A 16,774-nucleotide genomic window follows, 5' to 3' on the forward strand; every position below is an offset into this window, starting at 1 on the left:
ATATCAAATGAAGCGCGGCTGCGAATGAGGATCCACGTACTTGTGGGAGCGTCGCCCGGTTCGCCCCCACAACGATTCCGCTCTACAACAGCGCCGTGAAAGCTTTTGCCCGGCGGGTCACTTCCTGAGTATTTTCAGCGCCGAACAAACCGTGCACCACGGCGAGCAGGTCGGCGCCGTGCTCGACCAGTTGCGGCGCGTTCTCCAGGGTAATGCCGCCAATCACCGCGATCGGCAGGTGGACCCGGGCACGCACCTGAGCGATCAGGTCCAGCGGTACGGCGGGGGCACCGGGTTTGGTCTGTGAATTGAAGAACCTGCCAAATGCCACGTACGTCGCGCCATCAGCCTTGGCTTGCTCGGCCAATTCCACGCGGCCATGACAGGTAGCCCCGACAATCGCCTTGTGCCCCAGCAGGGCGCGGGCATCGGGCAGCGAGCCGTCCGACTGCCCCAGGTGCACGCCTACCCCCAGGCGCGCAGCCAGCTCAGCGTCATCGTTGATGATCAGCCGGGTCTTGTAGCGTTCGCAGAGTTTGAGCAGTTCGGTCGCTTCGCGCAGACGGCGGGACTCGTCACTGTTCTTGTCGCGGTATTGCAGCAGCGTCACGCCGCCGTCCAGCGCAGCTTCGACGTACGACAGGAATTTTCCGGACAGCAACTGGCTGTCGGTAATGGCATACAGGCCACGCAGTTTCATGAATCGACCCTCATGGCGATGTGTTACGAGCAAAAATCCAGCGGCAGCCGACGTGGCACGAATTGCCCCCGGCCCAACTGTTCGGCATCCCTCAGGGTCCGCCAGGTGTAGTCGAGTGCCGATTTCACCGCGCTGACCAGTTCTTGTCCCTGAGCGATGCGCCCGGCCAGTGCGCTGGCCAGGGTACAGCCAGAGCCGTGGTAACTGCCGGGAAGACGTTCGCAGACGAAGGTGTGGGTCTGGCCGCCACGCAGGTACAGGCGGTTATGGATTTGCTGTTCATCACCATGACCGCCAGTGATCAACAGATATTCACAAAACGGCAGTAGTTTGTAGGCGCATTCATCTGCAGTACCTTCGGGAAGTTCGGCAAGGATGCGGGCCTCCGGAAGGTTCGGCGTGGCGATGGTCGACAGCGGCAACAGGCGCTCGCGCATGGCGTAGCCGACCTCGTCCTTGCCCAGTCTGCCGCCGCCGCCAGCGCGTAACACCGGGTCACAGACCATGGGCAAATGCGGGTGAGCCAGAAGCAGATCGACGACCGTATCGACCATTTCCAGTGAGCCCAGCATGCCCAGCTTGACGGCTGCTACGCTCGAATCATTGAGGACTGCATTGGCTTGTGCCATCACCCATTCGCGATCCAGTACGCGGAAATCACTGACGTTCACCGTGTCTTGCACGGTGAGCGCGGTAATCACCGGAGCGGCATGGCAGCCTTGGGCGAGCAGGGCTTCTATATCGGCCTGCATACCGGCGCCGCCACTAGGGTCGTGGCCGGACAGGCAAAGGACTACGGGGCGAGAGCTATAGATATTCATGGTGCGCGAGCTTATCACTAAACCTTTCGCGGGCCGCTCGGGGTGCCGGTTTTTTCTTGTGGATCAAGGTCAAGCGGCGACAACCGCAGGCTCGACAAAACCTTAAAAAGTACTCATGTTTGCTCTGCAGTCACCGATACAGAGCTATTACCTTGATTTTGATCGCGATACTGTCTTTAAGCTATTAGCGGCTATGCTTGATTGGCAAGGCTGACGAGTGACGGTTCGGTTGTTTATTGATGTCTGCCGGTACATGTGCACGTTCAATGGTGTGTTTGAATCATTAGCCTGTTTCAAGGATAGAAATTTGCGGGACGTCGTAATCAATGGATGGATTGAACGCGACGACCTACCTTGGGGCTTCAATGCGCTATCTGTTGATCATTCTGGCTCTTTGGCTGCCGTTGCAGAGTCATGCAGTCGAGTTTGATGAAAACACTCGTTTTCTTTCGTTGGGCCGTGCCATTCAGGTATTCGAGGACCCGACCGGCGAGGCGACCATCGAAAGCGTCAGCGCCGCCTCTCACGCCGGTGCCTTTCAGCCCGTGCCTGCCGGAACCTTCAACGCCGGTTATTCACGTTCCGCCTTCTGGCTGAAAGTCGAACTGACGTATCGCCCCACAGATGCCAGCATTCATAACGACTGGCTGCTGGAACTGGCCTATCCGCCAATGGACCACATTGACTTCTACGGCCCGGATGCCGACGGGCAGCCGACTCGAGCCTGGCATACCGGCGATATGCTGCCGTTCTCCAGCCGTCAGTTCGCCCAGAACAACTACCTCTTTCAGTTGGACCTGCCGCCTGGCCAGACGCGAACCCTGTATATGCGTATTCGCAGCGAAGGCGCTGTTCAGGCACCGCTCTACCTCTGGTCCACCCACGCCTATCTGGATGCGCAGCCCTCCAAGGTTTACGTCTTCGGTCTGATCTACGGCGTGCTGCTGGGCATGCTGGTCTACAACCTGTTCATCTACCTCAGCGTTCGTGAGGTGGATTACCTGTATTACCTGCTTTACGTCGCCTCGTTCGGGCTTTACCAGATGTCGATCAACGGCGTTGCCATCGAATACCTGTGGCCTGACAGCCCTTGGTGGGCGAATGCGTCGACCCCCTTCCTGATATCGCTGGCGACGTTATTCGCCTGCCAGTTTTCGCGCAGCTTTCTGGGTACGGCACAATTGAGCCGCTGGCTGGACCGCCTGCTGCTGGCGGTCATCGGCGCTGCCGTACTGGTCATGGGCATGGCCTTGTTCCTCAGCTACGGGCCGGCCCTGCGCGGCGCGGCTCAGCTGGTCATGGCAGGCGCCCTGACGATCTATCTGGCGGGTATCGTTGCGGTCATCAAGGGCGAGCGTGTCGGGCGCTATTTTGTGCTCGCCTGGTCGGTGTTCATGGTCAGCGGACTGATCTTCGGCTTGATGCTGCTCGGCTATCTGCCCAATACCTTCCTGACCATGTACGCCTCGCACATCGGCACGGTGCTGGAGATGGCCTTCCTGTCGATGGCGCTGGCCGACCGTATCAACCACGCCCGCCGGCAACAGGCGCAAACCTTGCTGGCTGCCGGTCAGGATCTTGAGCGTCTCAACCAGCAACTGGCCAACAGCAACCGGCTGAAGGACGAGTTCCTCGCCACGCTCACCCATGAGTTGCGCACGCCGATGAACGGCGTGATCGGGTCGCTGGAGGTCATGCAGACGCTGGACATGGACGACGAACTCGAGATGTATCAGCAAACTGCCGCCAGTTCGGCGCGCGACATGATGAGCATGATCAATGGCATCCTGACCCTCACCGAGCTGCAGGCCGGTGTGCTGTACGCCGACTGCGAGTCGTTTGCGCCCGAGGATCTGGCCTACAGGCTGGAGGAGCGCTTCAGCGGTGCGGCTCAGGCCAAGGGCCTGATATTGACGCTCGATCTGGACGATAAACTGCCGCCGAACCTTCGCGGCGACGCGAGCAAGCTCTACCAGTGCATCGAGTGTCTGGTGGACAACGCGATCAAATTCACCCGCAAGGGTGCTGTGCAGGTGCGTTTCAGCGGTCATCCGCAGGACCTGGAGCGCCTCTACCTGCGGGTCGAAGTGATGGACAGCGGTATCGGCTTCAGCCGCCTGGACGAAGCCCGGCTGTATCAGCATTTCTTTCAGGTCGACGGCTCCATGACCCGGGAATACGGCGGGCTGGGCATCGGCCTGGCGATCTGCCGGAAACTGGTCGAGCTGCAGGGCGGCGAATTGAGTCATCGTTCCGAACCCGGCAAGGGCAGCTGTTTCACGCTGAGCGTCCCGATGCTGATGGTCGTGCCGGGCGCAGTGCGCAGGGCGCCTGAACTCAAGGCTCAATGGGGCATATAAGCGGCCTTATAGCGTCATCAGCTGAAAGCGCCGGCGGTTAGGCGGCTACGGCACTTTTGCGAGGGCCGGGTGCGTGGTTCACTGTGTGCATATTGCGTGTGTACGCAGGCAGGAGATGACTCATGAACCTGAATCAATTCGCCGAAACCCACGAAGTCACCAATCAACCGCCGCTGCTCGACGGGGCAAACCTTTATCGTATCGACGTGCCGCTTCAGGACTGGAGCAGCCGATTCGGGGCGGGCTGGGCGCAGCCGCGTATCGACGCCTATGGTGCGCTGGCAGGTGGCCCGCTGATGGCAGCGGGCTTTCTGGCCAACCAGCACAAGCCCGAGTTTGCCAGCCATGACCGCTACGGGCATCGCATCGACCTGGTCGAATTCCACCCGGCGTATCACCAGTTGATGAGCACGGCCATCGCGCATGGCATCCCATCGTTGCCGTGGACCAAGCCGCAGCCCGGTGCTCACGTGGCGCGTGCGGCCATGAGCTATCTGCACACCCAGGCTGAGCCCGGCAGCGGCTGTCCGCTGACCATGACCTTTGCCAGCGTGCCTGCGCTCAGGCTCCAGCCGGATCTGGCTGAAATCTGGCTGCCCAAGGTGCTGTCGACTGAGTACGATCCACGCAACGTGGGCATTGCGCACAAGAACGGCGCGACCATCGGCATGGCCATGACCGAGAAGCAGGGCGGCACCGACGTGCGCGCCAATACCACGCGTGCGTTCCCGGTGGGGGCAGGCGGCCCCGGCCAGGCCTACGAGCTGGTCGGGCATAAGTGGTTCTGCTCGGCACCCATGTGCGATGCCTTCCTGACCCTGGCGCAGACCGACAAGGGCCTCAGTTGTTTTTTGCTGCCGCGCCACCGGCCGGACGATACGCGTAACGAGTTCTACATTCAGCGGCTGAAAAACAAGCTCGGCAACTGGTCCAACGCCTCCAGCGAAGTCGAGTTTCGCGGCGCGCTGGCATGGATGATCGGTGAGGAAGGGCGCGGCGTGCCGACCATCATCGAAATGGTCGCCATGACCCGTTTCGACTGCATGATCGGCTCCAGTGCCCTGATGCGTCAGGCGCTGACCCAGGCGACGCATCATTGCGCGCACCGAGCGGTCAGTGGTCGGTTGCTCGCCGAGCAGCCGTTGATGCAGAACGTGCTGGCTGACCTGGCACTGGAAAGCGAGGCCGCGCTGGCCCTGACCCTGCGGATGGGGCGCGCGCTTGACCACCAGGATGATGATCACGAAAAGCGTTTCGTGCGCCTGGTCACGGCAGTGGGCAAATACTGGATCTGCAAGCGCGCCCCGGCCATGATCAACGAAGCCGCCGAGTGCCTGGGCGGCGCCGGTTATGTCGAGGACAGCATTCTGCCCCGCTTGTACCGCGAAGCGCCGGTCAACTCGACATGGGAAGGCTCCGGCAACGTGCAATGCCTGGATGTGCTGCGAACCCTGTCCAAAGAGCCCGGCGCACTCGATGCGCTGTTCGACGAACTGGGCGACGGGCATGGCGACCGGCATCTCGCGGCGCACATCGACACGCTCAAGGCCGCGTTTCGGGACACCGGCGACATCCAGTACCGCGCCCGTCAACTGACCGAAGACATCGCCATCGCCTTGCAGGGCAAGTTGCTGCTGGAAGCGGGTAACGCGGCGGTCAGTGACGGCTTCATTGCCGGTCGACTGGTGTCCAGCGGGCGAGTGTATGGCGCATTGCCCAAGGGCGTCGACGTAGAAACATTGCTGCAAAGGGCCTCGCCGCAGGTGGCATGAGCACGCGAACCCGTTACGATGCACGTCTGCAAGATCAGACAGGACATGAATCGTGACCCAAGCCTTTGTTGTTGTCGACACCGCCGAGCAGGCTGTAGAACGGCTCGCCGAGCTGCATGAACGCGCCACCAGTGCGCTGAGTCAGGCGCTCAAGCGCTACCTGAAAGACCGCGTCGAACCCACCGCCGAAGAGCGCGCGCAATTCAGCTACCCGGAACTGCGCCTGGTCTACAAATGCCAGGGCGAAGTGCCGGTGACCACGCGTGCCTACGCCAAGGTGCAGCTGCCGGGTACTTACAGCGTCACCGTCACGCAGCCCAAGGCTTTCAAAAAGTACCTGCTCGAACAACTTGTCCCGCTGATGAACGATTTCACCGTAACGGTCGAAGTCGGCATGAGCGAGCAGAGCATTCCTTATCCTTACGTGGTCGAGCAGGGCGATGAGCTGGCCGGCACGGGCGTCACCGCTGCGGCGCTGGCACGGGTGTTCCCGAGCACCGACCTGTCGGCTGCCACCGATGGCATTGCCGACGGCCTTTACGACTGGGCCAATGTCGACCCGCTGCCACTGGCGCTATTCGACGCTGCGCGGGTGGATTTCTCGCTGCGCCGTCTGGTGCATTACACCGGCAGTGACTGGCGCCATGTGCAGCCGTGGATTCTGCTGACCAACTACCATCGCTATGTCGACCAGTTCATTCTGCACGGCCTGGAAAAGCTCCGCGAAGACCCGCGTTTCGTGCGCATGGTCCTGCCGGGTAACGTGGTAGTCGACAAGAGCATGGGCCAGGACGAAGCCCAGGCCATCGTCGCCAGCGTGGTCTGGCACCGCTATCAGATGCCGGCCTACCACCTGATCGCCGAAGACGGTCACGGCGTGACGCTGGTCAATATCGGCGTCGGCCCGTCCAACGCCAAGAACATCACCGATCACCTCGCCGTGCTGCGTCCGCATTGCTGGCTGATGATCGGTCACTGCGGCGGCCTGCGTCAGTCGCAGACCATCGGCGATTACGTGCTGGCTCACGCCTACATGCGTCGCGACGGGATTCTCGACCGTGTGCTGCCGCCGCATATCCCGATTCCGGCCCTGGCCGAAGTGCAACTGGCCCTGCAGGAGTCGGCTGCGCAGATTACCGGCGAGCGCGGCGAAGAGCTCAAGAAGCGCCTGCGCACCGGCACGGTATTGACCTATGACGACCGTAACTGGGAACTGCGCTGGGCTCAGGAACGTCCGCTGATCAACCTGTCGCGCGCAGTGGCGGTCGACATGGAAAGCGGCACCATTGCCGCTCAGGGTTATCGCCTGCGTGTGCCTTACGGCACCTTGCTGTGTGTATCCGACAAGCCCTTGCACAGCGAAATCAAGCTGCCGGGTTCGGCGAATGCGTTCTATGAACGTGCGGTCAGCCAGCATTTGAAGATCGGTATCGCTGCGCTGGACCTGCTGCGCACCGAGCTGAACTCGCTGCACTCACGCAAACTGCGCAGCTTCGACGAGCCGCCATTCCGTTGATGGCTTGCCGTTAATAGATTGGTATTTGCACAAAGGGCCACTAAAGTGGCCCTTTCTGTTTTCCGATTGCCGAATTCTCATGTCCCGCACCCAACGCCCCGATTCCCGCCGTCCTGCCTCCAAACCGGCAGGTGCTGCCCGGCGTGTCGCCAAAGCGCCACCGGCCGAGCCGAAGCTGATCCTGTTCAACAAGCCTTTCGATGTACTGACCCAGTTCAGCGATGAGGAGGGGCGGGCCACGCTCAAGGACTTCATCAAGATCCCCGGCATCTATCCGGCCGGGCGCCTGGATCGCGACAGCGAAGGTTTGCTGCTATTGACCAACGACGGCCAGTTGCAGGCGCGCATTGCCGATCCCAAGCACAAGCTGGCCAAGACCTACTGGGTGCAGGTCGAAGGCGAGCCGAGCGATGAGCAATTGCAGCAGTTGCGCGACGGTGTCCAGCTTAACGACGGGCCGACCTTACCCGCCGAAGCGCGGCAGCTCGATGAACCGCAACTATGGCCGCGTAACCCGCCCGTGCGCTTTCGCAAGAGCGTGCCGACAAGCTGGCTGGAGCTGGTGATCAAGGAAGGGCGCAATCGGCAGGTGCGGCGCATGACTGCTGCAGTCGGTTTGCCGACCCTGCGGCTGGTGCGGGTCAGGATTGGCGACTGGACGCTGGAGGGCCTGGATCAGGGCCAGTACAGGGAAGTCGCCGCAAAACTGTGATGCAGGTGCCCGCTCAGTTACGCAGGTGAGTCAGCGGCATTTCGGTGCTGGCCAGCACTTGATTGAGCACAAAGCTCGATTTGACGCTGGTCACACCTTCGATGCGGGTCAGATGGCCCAACAGCAGTTTCTGATAGTGATCCATGTCCGGCACCACCACTTTCAGTTGATAGTCCGCGTCCATGCCGGTCACCAGGCTGCATTCCAGTACCTGAGGCAGGTTGCGGATCTGCTGTTCGAAGTTCTCGAAACGCTCGGGTGTGTGTCGGTCCATGCCGATCAGCACGTAGGCGGTCAGGTTCAGACCCAGTTTCTTGCGATCCAGCAGGGCAACCTGGCGCACGATATAACCGTCGTCTTCCAGTTGCTTGACCCGGCGCGAGCAGGGTGACGGCGACAGACCAATGCGTTCGGCCAATTCCTGGTTGGATATCCGTGCGTCCCGTTGCAATTCGGCCAAAATGCTCAGGTCGTATCTGTCGAGCTTGCTCACGATGCACCCCATTATCAATTCAATTGCGCTGGATTATTCATCTGAAGTCAAAAATTGCGCAAGTAATGTTTTAATCCGCAATATTAGCAATCTTCTGCCTCGGCCTCAGGCCTATTCTTTTAAACAGAATCACTGCCCGGACACAGCGTCCAGCGCGACCCGCCGAATCAGGCCAGTCGCGGCCTTCCACCCAATAGGGTGTGTCAGGCCCCCGGGCTACATACTGTCCAGAAGACGGCATGAGGTGAGCCAGCGTCAAAAGCGCTGCGCCAGGACGAAGTATCTCAAGGGGGCCATTTGGTCCCCTTTTCTTTGTCTGCTGATAAAGTGCGCAGAACGGCGCTACGCTTAAACAGTCTTAATGACGTCAACCCGCGCTCTAGTGAGGAAAGCATGAAATCTGGCATCTGGCAGTTTGCGGGTGTAAGTCTGTTGTGTCTGAGCATCGGTGCTCAGGCGCTGGCCGACGAACGTGATGAACCACCGCGCAATCCGCTTTACGGCAGCCCTGGTGAAAACGCGCAGCAGCGTCAGCAGCAACAGCAGCGTGCTCAAGAGCAGATCAACCAGCAGCGGCAGATCCAACAGCAGCAAAACCAGCTGCGCCAGGTCGAGCGTCAGCAGCAACAGCAGATCAACCAGCAGCAGACCAATCAGCAACGCCAGATTCAGGAGCAGCAGAATCAGCAGCGTCAGGTCGAGCGTCAGCAACAGCAGCAGATCCAGCAACAGCAGCTTCAGCAGCGCAACATCGAGCGCCAGCAGCAACAGCAGATCGAGCAGCAACAGCGTGATCAGCAGCGCCAGATTCAGCAGCAGCAAAACCAGCAGCGTCAGCAGTTGCGCCAAGCCCAGGACAACCTGCCGATCCAGAGCGGCCCGAAAGAGGCATGGCAAACCCAGCCGCCGCGTCAGGGCTATTACCAGGACATTCCACGCGGCAATAACCGCAACTGGCAGGCCGGCAACGTTCGCCCCAATGACCGTTGGGAAGGGCGTCCCGATGGGCACGGCAATGGCTGGGGGCCAGGTCCGCAATATCGGCCTGGCTATGCGATAGATCGCGTACCGGGTGGCTACTCGCGTATTCCCTATCGTGGTCAGGACTATTACTACTCGGGTGGCTACTGGTATCGCCCGCAAGGCCCGCGTTATGTCGTGGTGACACCTCCCTACGGCGTGCGTGTCAGCAGACTACCGTCCTACTCTCAGGAAGTATGGATCGGCAGCAGCCTGCTGTTTCTGGCTGCCGGCACCTATTACGCCTACCAGCCGGACAGTCAGGACTACGTGGTGGTCAATCCGCCGCAGAACGAAGCCGTGTATCAGGCTCCGCCGGCCGAACAGCAGGGCAATGGCTACGATCCGGTGGCCTACCCTGCAAACGGGCAGAGCCCGCAGCAGGTCGAGCTGGATAAATACCAGTGCTACCGCTGGGCTGCGGAGCAAAGCGGTTTCGACCCGGCCAATGTCACCGGCCAGCCGCCGCCCGACGTGGTCGATCTGTATCGTCGCTCGATGGGCGCGTGTCTGGCGGGGCGAGGTTACAGCGTCAACTGATGGCGGTCAGGCGCTGGCCTGCTTGACGACTTCCTGAGGGTCGGCGTGTACCAACACCTCGGCCTTCGGGAATTGCTTGTGAATGGCGTCAGCCACCTGATCACAAATTGCATGGGCGACCGATAGCGTCAGGCTACCCGGTAGCTCCAGGTGCAACTGCACAAACCAGTGATTGCCAGAGATTCGTGTACGCAGATCATGCGCCCCGAGCACGCCCGGCACTTCGCACGCCAGTACCAGCATTTGAGTACTGACATCGGCGGGCAATTCCGCATCCATCAGCACCGATATCGTTTCGCGGGCGATTTGAAAGGCGCTCCACAAGATATACACCGCGATGCCCAGACCAAAATACGCATCCAACTGCTGCCAGCCGAAATACGCCAGCGTCAGCGCCACCAGAATGCTGGCGTTAAGCAGCAGGTCTGAACGGTAGTGCAGCGAATCAGCGCGGATCGCTGCCGAGCCGGTCGCCTTGATCACCCGGTATTGCAGAGTGAGCAGTGCGATCGTCAGCGCGATGGAAACCACCATCACCACCATGCCCAGCAGCGGTGCGCCCAGCGGCTCCGGGTTCTGGATGCGCTCGACGGCCTGGACGGCAATCAGCACACCACTGACGGTGATGAACAACGCCTGCGCCATGCCCGACAGCGCTTCCGCCTTGCCGTGGCCGTAGCGATGATCGTCATCGGCAGGGCGCAATGCGTAATGCACCGCCAGCAGGTTGAGGAACGAGGCGGCGCCATCCAGCAGCGAGTCGGTGAGACCGGCCAGCAGGCTCACCGAACCGCTCAGCCACCAGGCAACGCCCTTGGCCAGGATCAGCGTCGTGGCGACCGCCAGCGAGGCCCGCGTCGCGAGCCGCAGCAGTCGGGAATGTTCGGCAGTGGTGCTCATGACGCTTCCTTGAACGGGATCGATATCAGGCAGCCGGGACCAGGCCCAGTGCTGCCAGTTGCTCGACGCTGCCTTTGTGCTGGATCAGGCGTGGATCGTTCAACGGCAGGGAACGGCCCAGCTCGGTTTCAATGATGGCTTGCAGCTTGGTGTTGTCGACACTGCCATCTGCCTTGAGCGCCTTTTGCAGCTTTTGCGGATCGATCTGCGCATGCTCGCCGGGCCCGTAATAGATCGCGCCGGTGGCGAAGTCCACCGCAAACGCAATCACGCCCGGAACGATATAGAACAGCAGCGCGAAAGCATCCAGCGCCGCAATGGCCGGGTCAACCTTGCCATCGATCTGACCACGACGATCAGGATAGAAAATGCTGCCGCAGGCGGAAATCTGAGTCAGCAACGTGGCGACCAGAACGCCACCGATCAAGCGAGAAGGAATGCGCATGGAAAGCTCCTGAGATGAAGAGGGCAACTATACAAGGCAATGACTGCAAGGCTAAGACTATTGAGTGATAGCGTGGTTCTGCGGCCGTGAAGTTAAACCAAATGGGATGCGAAGCGCCCCGAACGGCTGAATCGTAGTGATGGGAGTGAGCTTGCTCACGAAGGGGCCTGAGCGGGCGCTGAAGATTATCGAATGTGAGATCGGCCAGGAAAACAGCTCCCGCGCCGATGCCCCTTACCGACCACGATTAACATCTGGTTTACTGTGCCGCACGATAACTACAAAAACTCAGGAGTCATGTATGCAACCGATTCGTCTCGGTCTGGTGGGTTACGGCAAGATTGCGCAGGATCAACACGTCCCTGCCATCCACGCCAATCCCGCATTTGATCTGGTGGCCGTGGCTACGCAAGGCCAGCCGTGCGCCGGGGTAGAGAATTTCAAATCCCTGGGCGAACTGCTTGCGAGCGGGCCGCAGGTCGACGCGATTGCGTTCTGTACGCCCCCGCAAGGTCGCTTTGCCTTGGTGCAAGAGGCGTTGGCTGCCGGCAAACACGTGCTGGTCGAGAAGCCGCCGTGCGCGACCCTGGGTGAGGCGATGGCGTTGGTGACCCAGGTGCAAGAGCAGGGCGTCAGCGGTCTGTTCGCCTGGCATTCGCGTTACGCGCAGGGTATCGAAGCGGCGCGTGAGTGGTTGTCCACCCGCACCCTGCAGAGCATGCAGATCGACTGGAAAGAAGACGTGCGCAAATGGCACCCCGGTCAGGCGTGGATCTGGCAGCCCGGTGGCCTTGGCGTGTTCGATCCGGGTATCAATGCCCTGTCGATCGTGACGCACCTGCTGCCACTGCCATTGTTCGTCGAGTCTGCCGAACTGCGCGTGCCGAGCAATTGCCAGTCGCCTATCGCTGCGTCCATCAAAATGTCCGACACGCGCCATCTCGATATCCGCGCCGAGTTCGATTTCGACCATGGTCACGACGAGCTGTGGAGCATCGAGATTCGCTGCGCCGAAGGCACGTTGCGCCTGGACAACGGCGGTGCGCTGTTGAGTATCGACGGCGTGCGCCAGGCTGTTTCGGAGGAGGGCGAGTACGCCGCGGTGTATCGCCACTTCCAACAGCTGATCGGCGATAAAGCCAGTGACCTGGACCTGCAACCGTTGCGGCTGGTCGCGGACAGTTTTTTCGTGGGCAGTCGGGCATCCGTTGAACCGTTCTACGACTGAGAGCCTCTCAGGTACAGGTGGGGCAAATCGCGTTGCGCGCCCCCGCATACGTCAGCCTGACAAGAGAGCAGAAATTGGACACAAAACAGCCTTGGCTTTCCAGTGAGCAAGAGTTGGTAGAAGTACGACGGTTTAATAAAACCCTCGCGCGGATGCCGCGTTTCCAGATTCGCAATCGCGTCACGCCCCGGTTGATTCAGGCGCTGTTGCGTGCGGCGCAGATCGGCAGCGCCCTGAAACCGGGAGGCCATGACCTTCGCATCGAGAAAAGAACGGTCAGCTCGGATAACGTAGCTGTGCCCGTGCGCATCATCCGCCCCAAAGGCAAACCCAAGGGCGTGGTGTTCGATATCCACGGCGGCGGATGGGTGATCGGCAATGCCCAGATGAACGATGATCTCAACGTCGGCATGGTCAGTGCCTGCGACGTGGCCATTGTTTCGGTTGATTACCGACTTGCTGTGACAACCCCCATCGAGGGCCTGATGGAGGACTGCTTTTCTGCCGCCTGCTGGCTGTTGGGGAAGGACTGCGAAGAGTTTGCCGGCCTGCCGGTTATCGTGGTCGGCGAATCCGCTGGCGGGCATCTTGCTGCAGCCACCCTCCTGAAATTGAAAAGCCGACCTGATCTGCTCAAGCGCATAGTGGGTACAGTCCTGTACTACGGCGTTTACGACCTGACGGGGACCAAGAGCGTGCGTACCGCAGGGCCGGAGACGCTGGTGCTGCATGGTCCGGGCATGGTCGGCGCCATGCGCGCGCTCACCCCTGATCGAAGCGACGATAAACGCCGTGAACCGCCATTGTCACCACTGTATGGCGATTTGACAGGCCTTCCGCCCGCACTGATGTTCGTCGGAGAGATCGACCCGCTGCTGGATGACACACTGCAAATGGCCGAGCGCTGGGCCAACTCGGCAGAGGTCGAAATGCACCTCATGCCCGAGTCGCCGCACGGCTTCATCCACTTCCCGACCACGTTGGCGCGCAAGGCGCTGGCGCGCAGCCGCGAGTGGATCAATGAGCGGATCGATGCGCTGGGTTGAGCTCGTCGCTCAACCTATCTCCGCGACCCACTTCGATACCGGGTCGCCACTGCTCAAGCCCGGCTGCACAAGACCGTCGATCATGAAGGTCGGCGAGACGTGTATGCCGTTCTGGCGAGCGTATTTGGCATGCCATTTCACGGCCTGCTCAAGCTCGGGATTGGCGAATGCCTCTGCCAGCGCGAGGCCGCTGTAACGCTCGATGCGCGCGATGATGTCGTTGGGCGTCGCGTCCATGTTCGGGCCGGTGGCGTGGTGTTCGAACTCGAATTCCTCACGGTGTGACGCAACCGCCGCCATGACCGCCTTGGCGCTTTGCTTGCCGCCTTCAAGGGTCGCAGCCGCCAGAATGCAGCGCACGATGACACCTGAAAACATGTGCCAGGGCTGCGACTGCAGGCGGATTTTGACCGTGACCCTGTCTTCTCCGGCTTGAGCCAGCAGCTCATCGAGCTTGAAGAAGGCCTTCACCGAAAAGGGGCAGGTCGGCTCAAGGAAGACTTCGAACAGACGAGGCCCGTGGCCCCAGGAAAGTGCTTCGGAATGCATGGTCGTTTTACTCCCGTCGATGGTTGTGTAGAAGACGCGCCGGTTATACGCACCAGAAGTGTTCTCCCGGACACCTCTCGTTCCTCACGCTCCGCGTCACACATTGCAGCGCTGACGCCTGAACCAGATGCAGGCACCCTTAAAGCCTGACCTGCGGATCATGCGGGTTTGAGAGCCGGTTCGGTCATGAGTTCGATTTTCAGGCCAGCAACGCGGTAATCCAGCGGACCTGTTGCGCAACGTCCTGCAGCTTCTCTTGGTTCACGGCTTGCTGCGCGCGTTTGAAGTTGCGCAGCGTCTTGTGCTTCTTGCCCAGCAAACGCTGCCATTTGAGCAGAAACGCCGGGCTGCGCGCCTGCATCTGCAGCGGGCCGAAATACAACTCCTCAGCCGTGTACTTAACGGGGCCTGTGCGTTCGGCGACGATGATTTCGTAGTCGAAACGATTTTCCCGCAGCACCTCTTCGCTGACGATGCGGTAGTCATGCTTCATCAGCCAGACACGCAACGGTTGCTCGCCGCCGTTGGGTTGCAGGATCAAGCGTTCCTGACCGCTCAGGCGCGCCTTGCCCGCTTCAAGGATGTCGCGAATCGTCTCGCCGCCCATGCCGCAGAGACTGATCGCGGTGATCGCGTCTTCCGCTTCGATCGCTGCCAGACCATCGGCCAGGCGCACGCTGACCTGATCCTCCAGATCGTTCTCGCGCACGGTACGCTCGGCTGCGCAGAACGGCGTCAACGCCACCTCGCCAGCCACCGCTGCCGCGATAACACCCCGGTTCAGCAGCGCCACCGGCAGATAGCCGTGATCCGAGCCAATATCAGCCAGTCGTGCACCGGGTGGCACATGCGTCGCCACACGCTCAAGGCGCATGGACAATCTCTGTTCGTTCAACGGCAACCCCTTTCACCCTAAACGCCCGACAGCATGGCCGGGTCCGGGCGCGATTCTGTAGAGCAACGCGGCGCATTTCAACTTTCCGCGCCAAAGCCCACGGCTCGACCCCCACCTGTCGCTCGCGTAGGCTTGGCGTTTTCCATCCTTTGCAAAGCAGAGATCCCATGGCAAACGCAGACATCACCTTCACCCCCGATCCAGATCCGGAGTCCATCTCCTCGGACGTCGCCGACTTCAACGGCGTGCTGGTCAGCACCCAGATCCCGACCCATCCCGACGGCAGCCTGGAACTGGGTGGCATCACCGAGCAGAGTGAATGCACCCTGCGAGCCCTGAAAGACGCCCTCGAACGCGCCGGCAGCTCGATGGACCGGGTCATGCACCTGACCATCTACCTGACCGACATGGCCGACCGCGCTGCCTTCAACGAAGTGTACAAACGCTTCTTCAAAAAACCTTGGCCCGTGCGCGCAGCGGTGGGCGTCGCGGCGTTGGCGGTTGAGGGCATGCGGGTGGAAGTGACGGCGATGGCGGCCAAGGCGGGCTGACCGTAATGCACACACCTGACTGATGCTCGCGTCAGCGTTCTGCACCTGTGCAGAGTTGCACATCCTGTGGAACCGGATCTCGTTGCTTGCCACCAAGGCGGTATGAGTTTCCGGAGAAGCAGATGATCAACCTCACCAACCTTGCATCTTCGTTGGCGCGTGTGGCGCTCAGCGATTCGACAAAGCCAACGATAGACCGCGCGATGAACGTCGTCAGCCATATCGCTGGCAAAGTGGCGTTGCAGGTCAACAGCTCATTGCTGGAGCAGAAAAGCCGGCTCAACGAGCGCCAGCAGAAAGGCCTCGAGGTGATCCTCGACGCATTGCTCGGCAAGGAACCGGTGACCCATGTCGAGACGCACGAAGGGGGAGGCCGATTCAATCTGGCGCGAGCTGCTTTCGACGTGGCCAGCGTTGTCTGGGAGCGCGACCAGTCGATGCGCAACGTGATGAGCTTTTTGGGCGTCAGCGACAGTCAGGGCAAGATGTTGTTCTCTCTGGGCAAGACGCTGGCCGACGCGATGGCCAGTCTCGAACCTGAGCATGGCAAGCACAACAGTGAGGCGAACTACGCATTCTTCTCCAGCAACTTGAAGCTGAACAAACTGATGAACGACATCGCTGACCAGGTGATCAACGAGATTCGTCAGCAAAGCACCGATCGCGTGCGACGACCCACACCGGGACCATCCTGGAGACCTGAAAGCACTCAACAGCAAGCACGCCCACAAACGCCTCCAAGCGCTCGCCCCCAGGCCAACCCACCACCGCCGAAAGCTCAGCCCAATTCAGGCGCTCAGCGGCCGTCAACAGAGCGGCCCCACAAAACACCTGCTGCTGGCGCGTCCGCGAAGGTGGACGATTCCGCCCCCGCCAAGCCACCCGTCAAGCAGTTGTACGAGCACCTGGGCCTCTCGGACATGACGGCGGACCTCTCCGCAGTCAAAAAGGCTTACAAGAAAGCCTCGCTGAAGAATCATCCTGATAAGAACGTCGGTAACGAGGCTGAGGCGACTGAGCGTTTCAAAGTGATTTCAAATGCGTTCAGGATTTTGTCCGATCCTGAATTGCGCAAGAAATACGACAATGGCCTTATTGATGAGAACGGTAACGAGTTCAAGACCTGACTTTTCGGCGTGAGGCATGCTGGCGGCAGTGTTTCTGGCTACTGCCGTTCAGCTAAAACACGCCGCCTGATTCCCCAACCCCACCCCGGTATACTCCCC

General features: G+C 60.6%; 17 protein-coding genes. 9 read left to right on the forward strand and 8 right to left on the reverse strand.

Going from position 1 to position 16,774, the window contains the following annotated elements:
- Positions 1–82 precede the first annotated feature (82 nt).
- Positions 83–700, reverse strand: a complete 618-nt coding sequence (gene thiE / locus JOE29_RS03290; protein ID WP_003313864.1) for a thiamine phosphate synthase — start codon at positions 698–700, stop codon at positions 83–85.
- A gap of 23 nt (positions 701–723) precedes the next feature.
- Positions 724–1,521: a hydroxymethylpyrimidine/phosphomethylpyrimidine kinase gene (locus JOE29_RS03295; protein WP_210078788.1), complete on the reverse strand. Its 798-nt coding sequence runs from the start codon at positions 1,519–1,521 to the stop codon at positions 724–726.
- A gap of 365 nt (positions 1,522–1,886) precedes the next feature.
- Between JOE29_RS03295 and JOE29_RS03300 the strand changes: the two genes are divergently transcribed.
- The 4 genes from JOE29_RS03300 (at position 1,887) to JOE29_RS03315 (ending at position 7,881) form a co-directional block, all read left to right on the forward strand.
- Positions 1,887–3,881 (forward strand): 7TM diverse intracellular signaling domain-containing protein, encoded by a 1,995-nt coding sequence (locus JOE29_RS03300; RefSeq protein WP_003392021.1) that lies wholly within the window; start codon positions 1,887–1,889, stop codon positions 3,879–3,881.
- A 122-nt stretch (positions 3,882–4,003) separates the two neighbouring features.
- The gene (locus tag JOE29_RS03305; protein WP_210078789.1) at positions 4,004–5,653 is read left to right on the forward strand and encodes an acyl-CoA dehydrogenase family protein; all 1,650 of its coding nucleotides are present in this window, start codon (positions 4,004–4,006) and stop codon (positions 5,651–5,653) included.
- 52 nt (positions 5,654–5,705) lie between these two features.
- Positions 5,706–7,169, forward strand: a complete 1,464-nt coding sequence (gene amn / locus JOE29_RS03310; RefSeq protein WP_003392026.1) for an AMP nucleosidase — start codon at positions 5,706–5,708, stop codon at positions 7,167–7,169.
- 79 nt (positions 7,170–7,248) lie between these two features.
- Complete coding sequence (locus JOE29_RS03315) at positions 7,249–7,881, forward strand: pseudouridine synthase (RefSeq protein ID WP_004411920.1); 633 nt, start codon at positions 7,249–7,251, stop codon at positions 7,879–7,881.
- Between the two features lie 13 nt (positions 7,882–7,894).
- Here the strand turns inward: JOE29_RS03315 and JOE29_RS03320 are convergent, their stop codons facing one another.
- Both JOE29_RS03320 and JOE29_RS25630 read right to left on the reverse strand, forming a co-directional pair.
- Entirely contained in the window at positions 7,895–8,386 is a 492-nt protein-coding gene (locus JOE29_RS03320; protein ID WP_003419292.1) for an Lrp/AsnC family transcriptional regulator, read from the reverse strand.
- 336 nt (positions 8,387–8,722) lie between these two features.
- Positions 8,723–9,223 carry a hypothetical protein gene (locus JOE29_RS25630; protein ID WP_050428317.1) on the reverse strand — a complete coding sequence of 167 codons (501 nt, stop codon included), beginning with the start codon at positions 9,221–9,223 and terminating at the stop codon, positions 8,723–8,725.
- Between JOE29_RS25630 and JOE29_RS25635 the strand changes: the two genes are divergently transcribed.
- On the forward strand, positions 9,215–9,934 hold the full coding sequence (locus JOE29_RS25635; protein ID WP_057406086.1) for a DUF6515 family protein: 720 nt from the start codon (positions 9,215–9,217) through the stop codon (positions 9,932–9,934). The genes JOE29_RS25630 and JOE29_RS25635 overlap by 9 nt on opposite strands.
- A 6-nt stretch (positions 9,935–9,940) precedes the next feature.
- Here the strand turns inward: JOE29_RS25635 and JOE29_RS03330 are convergent, their stop codons facing one another.
- Together JOE29_RS03330 and JOE29_RS03335 are read right to left on the reverse strand one after the other, a co-directional pair.
- Positions 9,941–10,834: a cation diffusion facilitator family transporter gene (locus JOE29_RS03330; RefSeq protein WP_057406056.1), complete on the reverse strand. Its 894-nt coding sequence runs from the start codon at positions 10,832–10,834 to the stop codon at positions 9,941–9,943.
- 25 nt (positions 10,835–10,859) lie between these two features.
- On the reverse strand, positions 10,860–11,279 hold the full coding sequence (locus JOE29_RS03335; protein ID WP_003340868.1) for a hypothetical protein: 420 nt from the start codon (positions 11,277–11,279) through the stop codon (positions 10,860–10,862).
- A 301-nt stretch (positions 11,280–11,580) separates the two neighbouring features.
- Between JOE29_RS03335 and JOE29_RS03340 the strand changes: the two genes are divergently transcribed.
- Both JOE29_RS03340 and JOE29_RS03345 read left to right on the forward strand, forming a co-directional pair.
- Positions 11,581–12,507, forward strand: a complete 927-nt coding sequence (locus JOE29_RS03340) for a Gfo/Idh/MocA family oxidoreductase (protein WP_057406055.1) — start codon at positions 11,581–11,583, stop codon at positions 12,505–12,507.
- 74 nt (positions 12,508–12,581) lie between these two features.
- Positions 12,582–13,553 carry an alpha/beta hydrolase gene (locus JOE29_RS03345; protein ID WP_210078790.1) on the forward strand — a complete coding sequence of 324 codons (972 nt, stop codon included), beginning with the start codon at positions 12,582–12,584 and terminating at the stop codon, positions 13,551–13,553.
- A gap of 9 nt (positions 13,554–13,562) precedes the next feature.
- On the opposite strand, the gene JOE29_RS03350 is transcribed toward JOE29_RS03345, so the two are convergent.
- Together JOE29_RS03350 and JOE29_RS03355 are read right to left on the reverse strand one after the other, a co-directional pair.
- On the reverse strand, positions 13,563–14,102 hold the full coding sequence (locus JOE29_RS03350) for a thioredoxin domain-containing protein (protein WP_003313849.1): 540 nt from the start codon (positions 14,100–14,102) through the stop codon (positions 13,563–13,565).
- Positions 14,103–14,301: 199 nt separating this feature from the next.
- Positions 14,302–14,997, reverse strand: a complete 696-nt coding sequence (locus JOE29_RS03355) for a tRNA (adenine(22)-N(1))-methyltransferase TrmK (protein WP_280922600.1) — start codon at positions 14,995–14,997, stop codon at positions 14,302–14,304.
- 167 nt (positions 14,998–15,164) lie between these two features.
- Between JOE29_RS03355 and JOE29_RS03360 the strand changes: the two genes are divergently transcribed.
- Entirely contained in the window at positions 15,165–15,548 is a 384-nt protein-coding gene (locus tag JOE29_RS03360; RefSeq protein ID WP_003340858.1) for a RidA family protein, read from the forward strand.
- A 122-nt stretch (positions 15,549–15,670) separates the two neighbouring features.
- The gene (locus JOE29_RS03365) at positions 15,671–16,675 is read left to right on the forward strand and encodes a J domain-containing protein (protein ID WP_210078791.1); all 1,005 of its coding nucleotides are present in this window, start codon (positions 15,671–15,673) and stop codon (positions 16,673–16,675) included.
- Positions 16,676–16,774: the final 99 nt, after the last annotated feature.

Source organism: Pseudomonas sp. PvP009 (genome assembly GCF_017832995.1).
GTDB classification, from domain to species: Bacteria; Pseudomonadota; Gammaproteobacteria; order Pseudomonadales; family Pseudomonadaceae; genus Aquipseudomonas; species Aquipseudomonas syringae.

Excerpts from the sequence above, each read along its gene's own strand:
- thiE (WP_003313864.1), bottom strand. The coding sequence starts at position 700 with ATGAAACTGCGTGGCCTGTATGCCATTACCGACAGCCAGTTGCTGTCC.
- JOE29_RS03295 (WP_210078788.1), bottom strand. The coding sequence starts at position 1,521 with ATGAATATCTATAGCTCTCGCCCCGTAGTCCTTTGCCTGTCCGGCCAC.
- JOE29_RS03300 (WP_003392021.1), top strand. The coding sequence starts at position 1,887 with ATGCGCTATCTGTTGATCATTCTGGCTCTTTGGCTGCCGTTGCAGAGT.
- JOE29_RS03305 (WP_210078789.1), top strand. The coding sequence starts at position 4,004 with ATGAACCTGAATCAATTCGCCGAAACCCACGAAGTCACCAATCAACCG.
- JOE29_RS03315 (WP_004411920.1), top strand. The coding sequence starts at position 7,249 with ATGTCCCGCACCCAACGCCCCGATTCCCGCCGTCCTGCCTCCAAACCG.
- JOE29_RS03320 (WP_003419292.1), bottom strand. The coding sequence starts at position 8,386 with ATGGGGTGCATCGTGAGCAAGCTCGACAGATACGACCTGAGCATTTTG.
- JOE29_RS03330 (WP_057406056.1), bottom strand. The coding sequence starts at position 10,834 with ATGAGCACCACTGCCGAACATTCCCGACTGCTGCGGCTCGCGACGCGG.
- JOE29_RS03335 (WP_003340868.1), bottom strand. The coding sequence starts at position 11,279 with ATGCGCATTCCTTCTCGCTTGATCGGTGGCGTTCTGGTCGCCACGTTG.
- JOE29_RS03340 (WP_057406055.1), top strand. The coding sequence starts at position 11,581 with ATGCAACCGATTCGTCTCGGTCTGGTGGGTTACGGCAAGATTGCGCAG.
- JOE29_RS03350 (WP_003313849.1), bottom strand. The coding sequence starts at position 14,102 with ATGCATTCCGAAGCACTTTCCTGGGGCCACGGGCCTCGTCTGTTCGAA.
- JOE29_RS03360 (WP_003340858.1), top strand. The coding sequence starts at position 15,165 with ATGGCAAACGCAGACATCACCTTCACCCCCGATCCAGATCCGGAGTCC.
- JOE29_RS03365 (WP_210078791.1), top strand. The coding sequence starts at position 15,671 with ATGATCAACCTCACCAACCTTGCATCTTCGTTGGCGCGTGTGGCGCTC.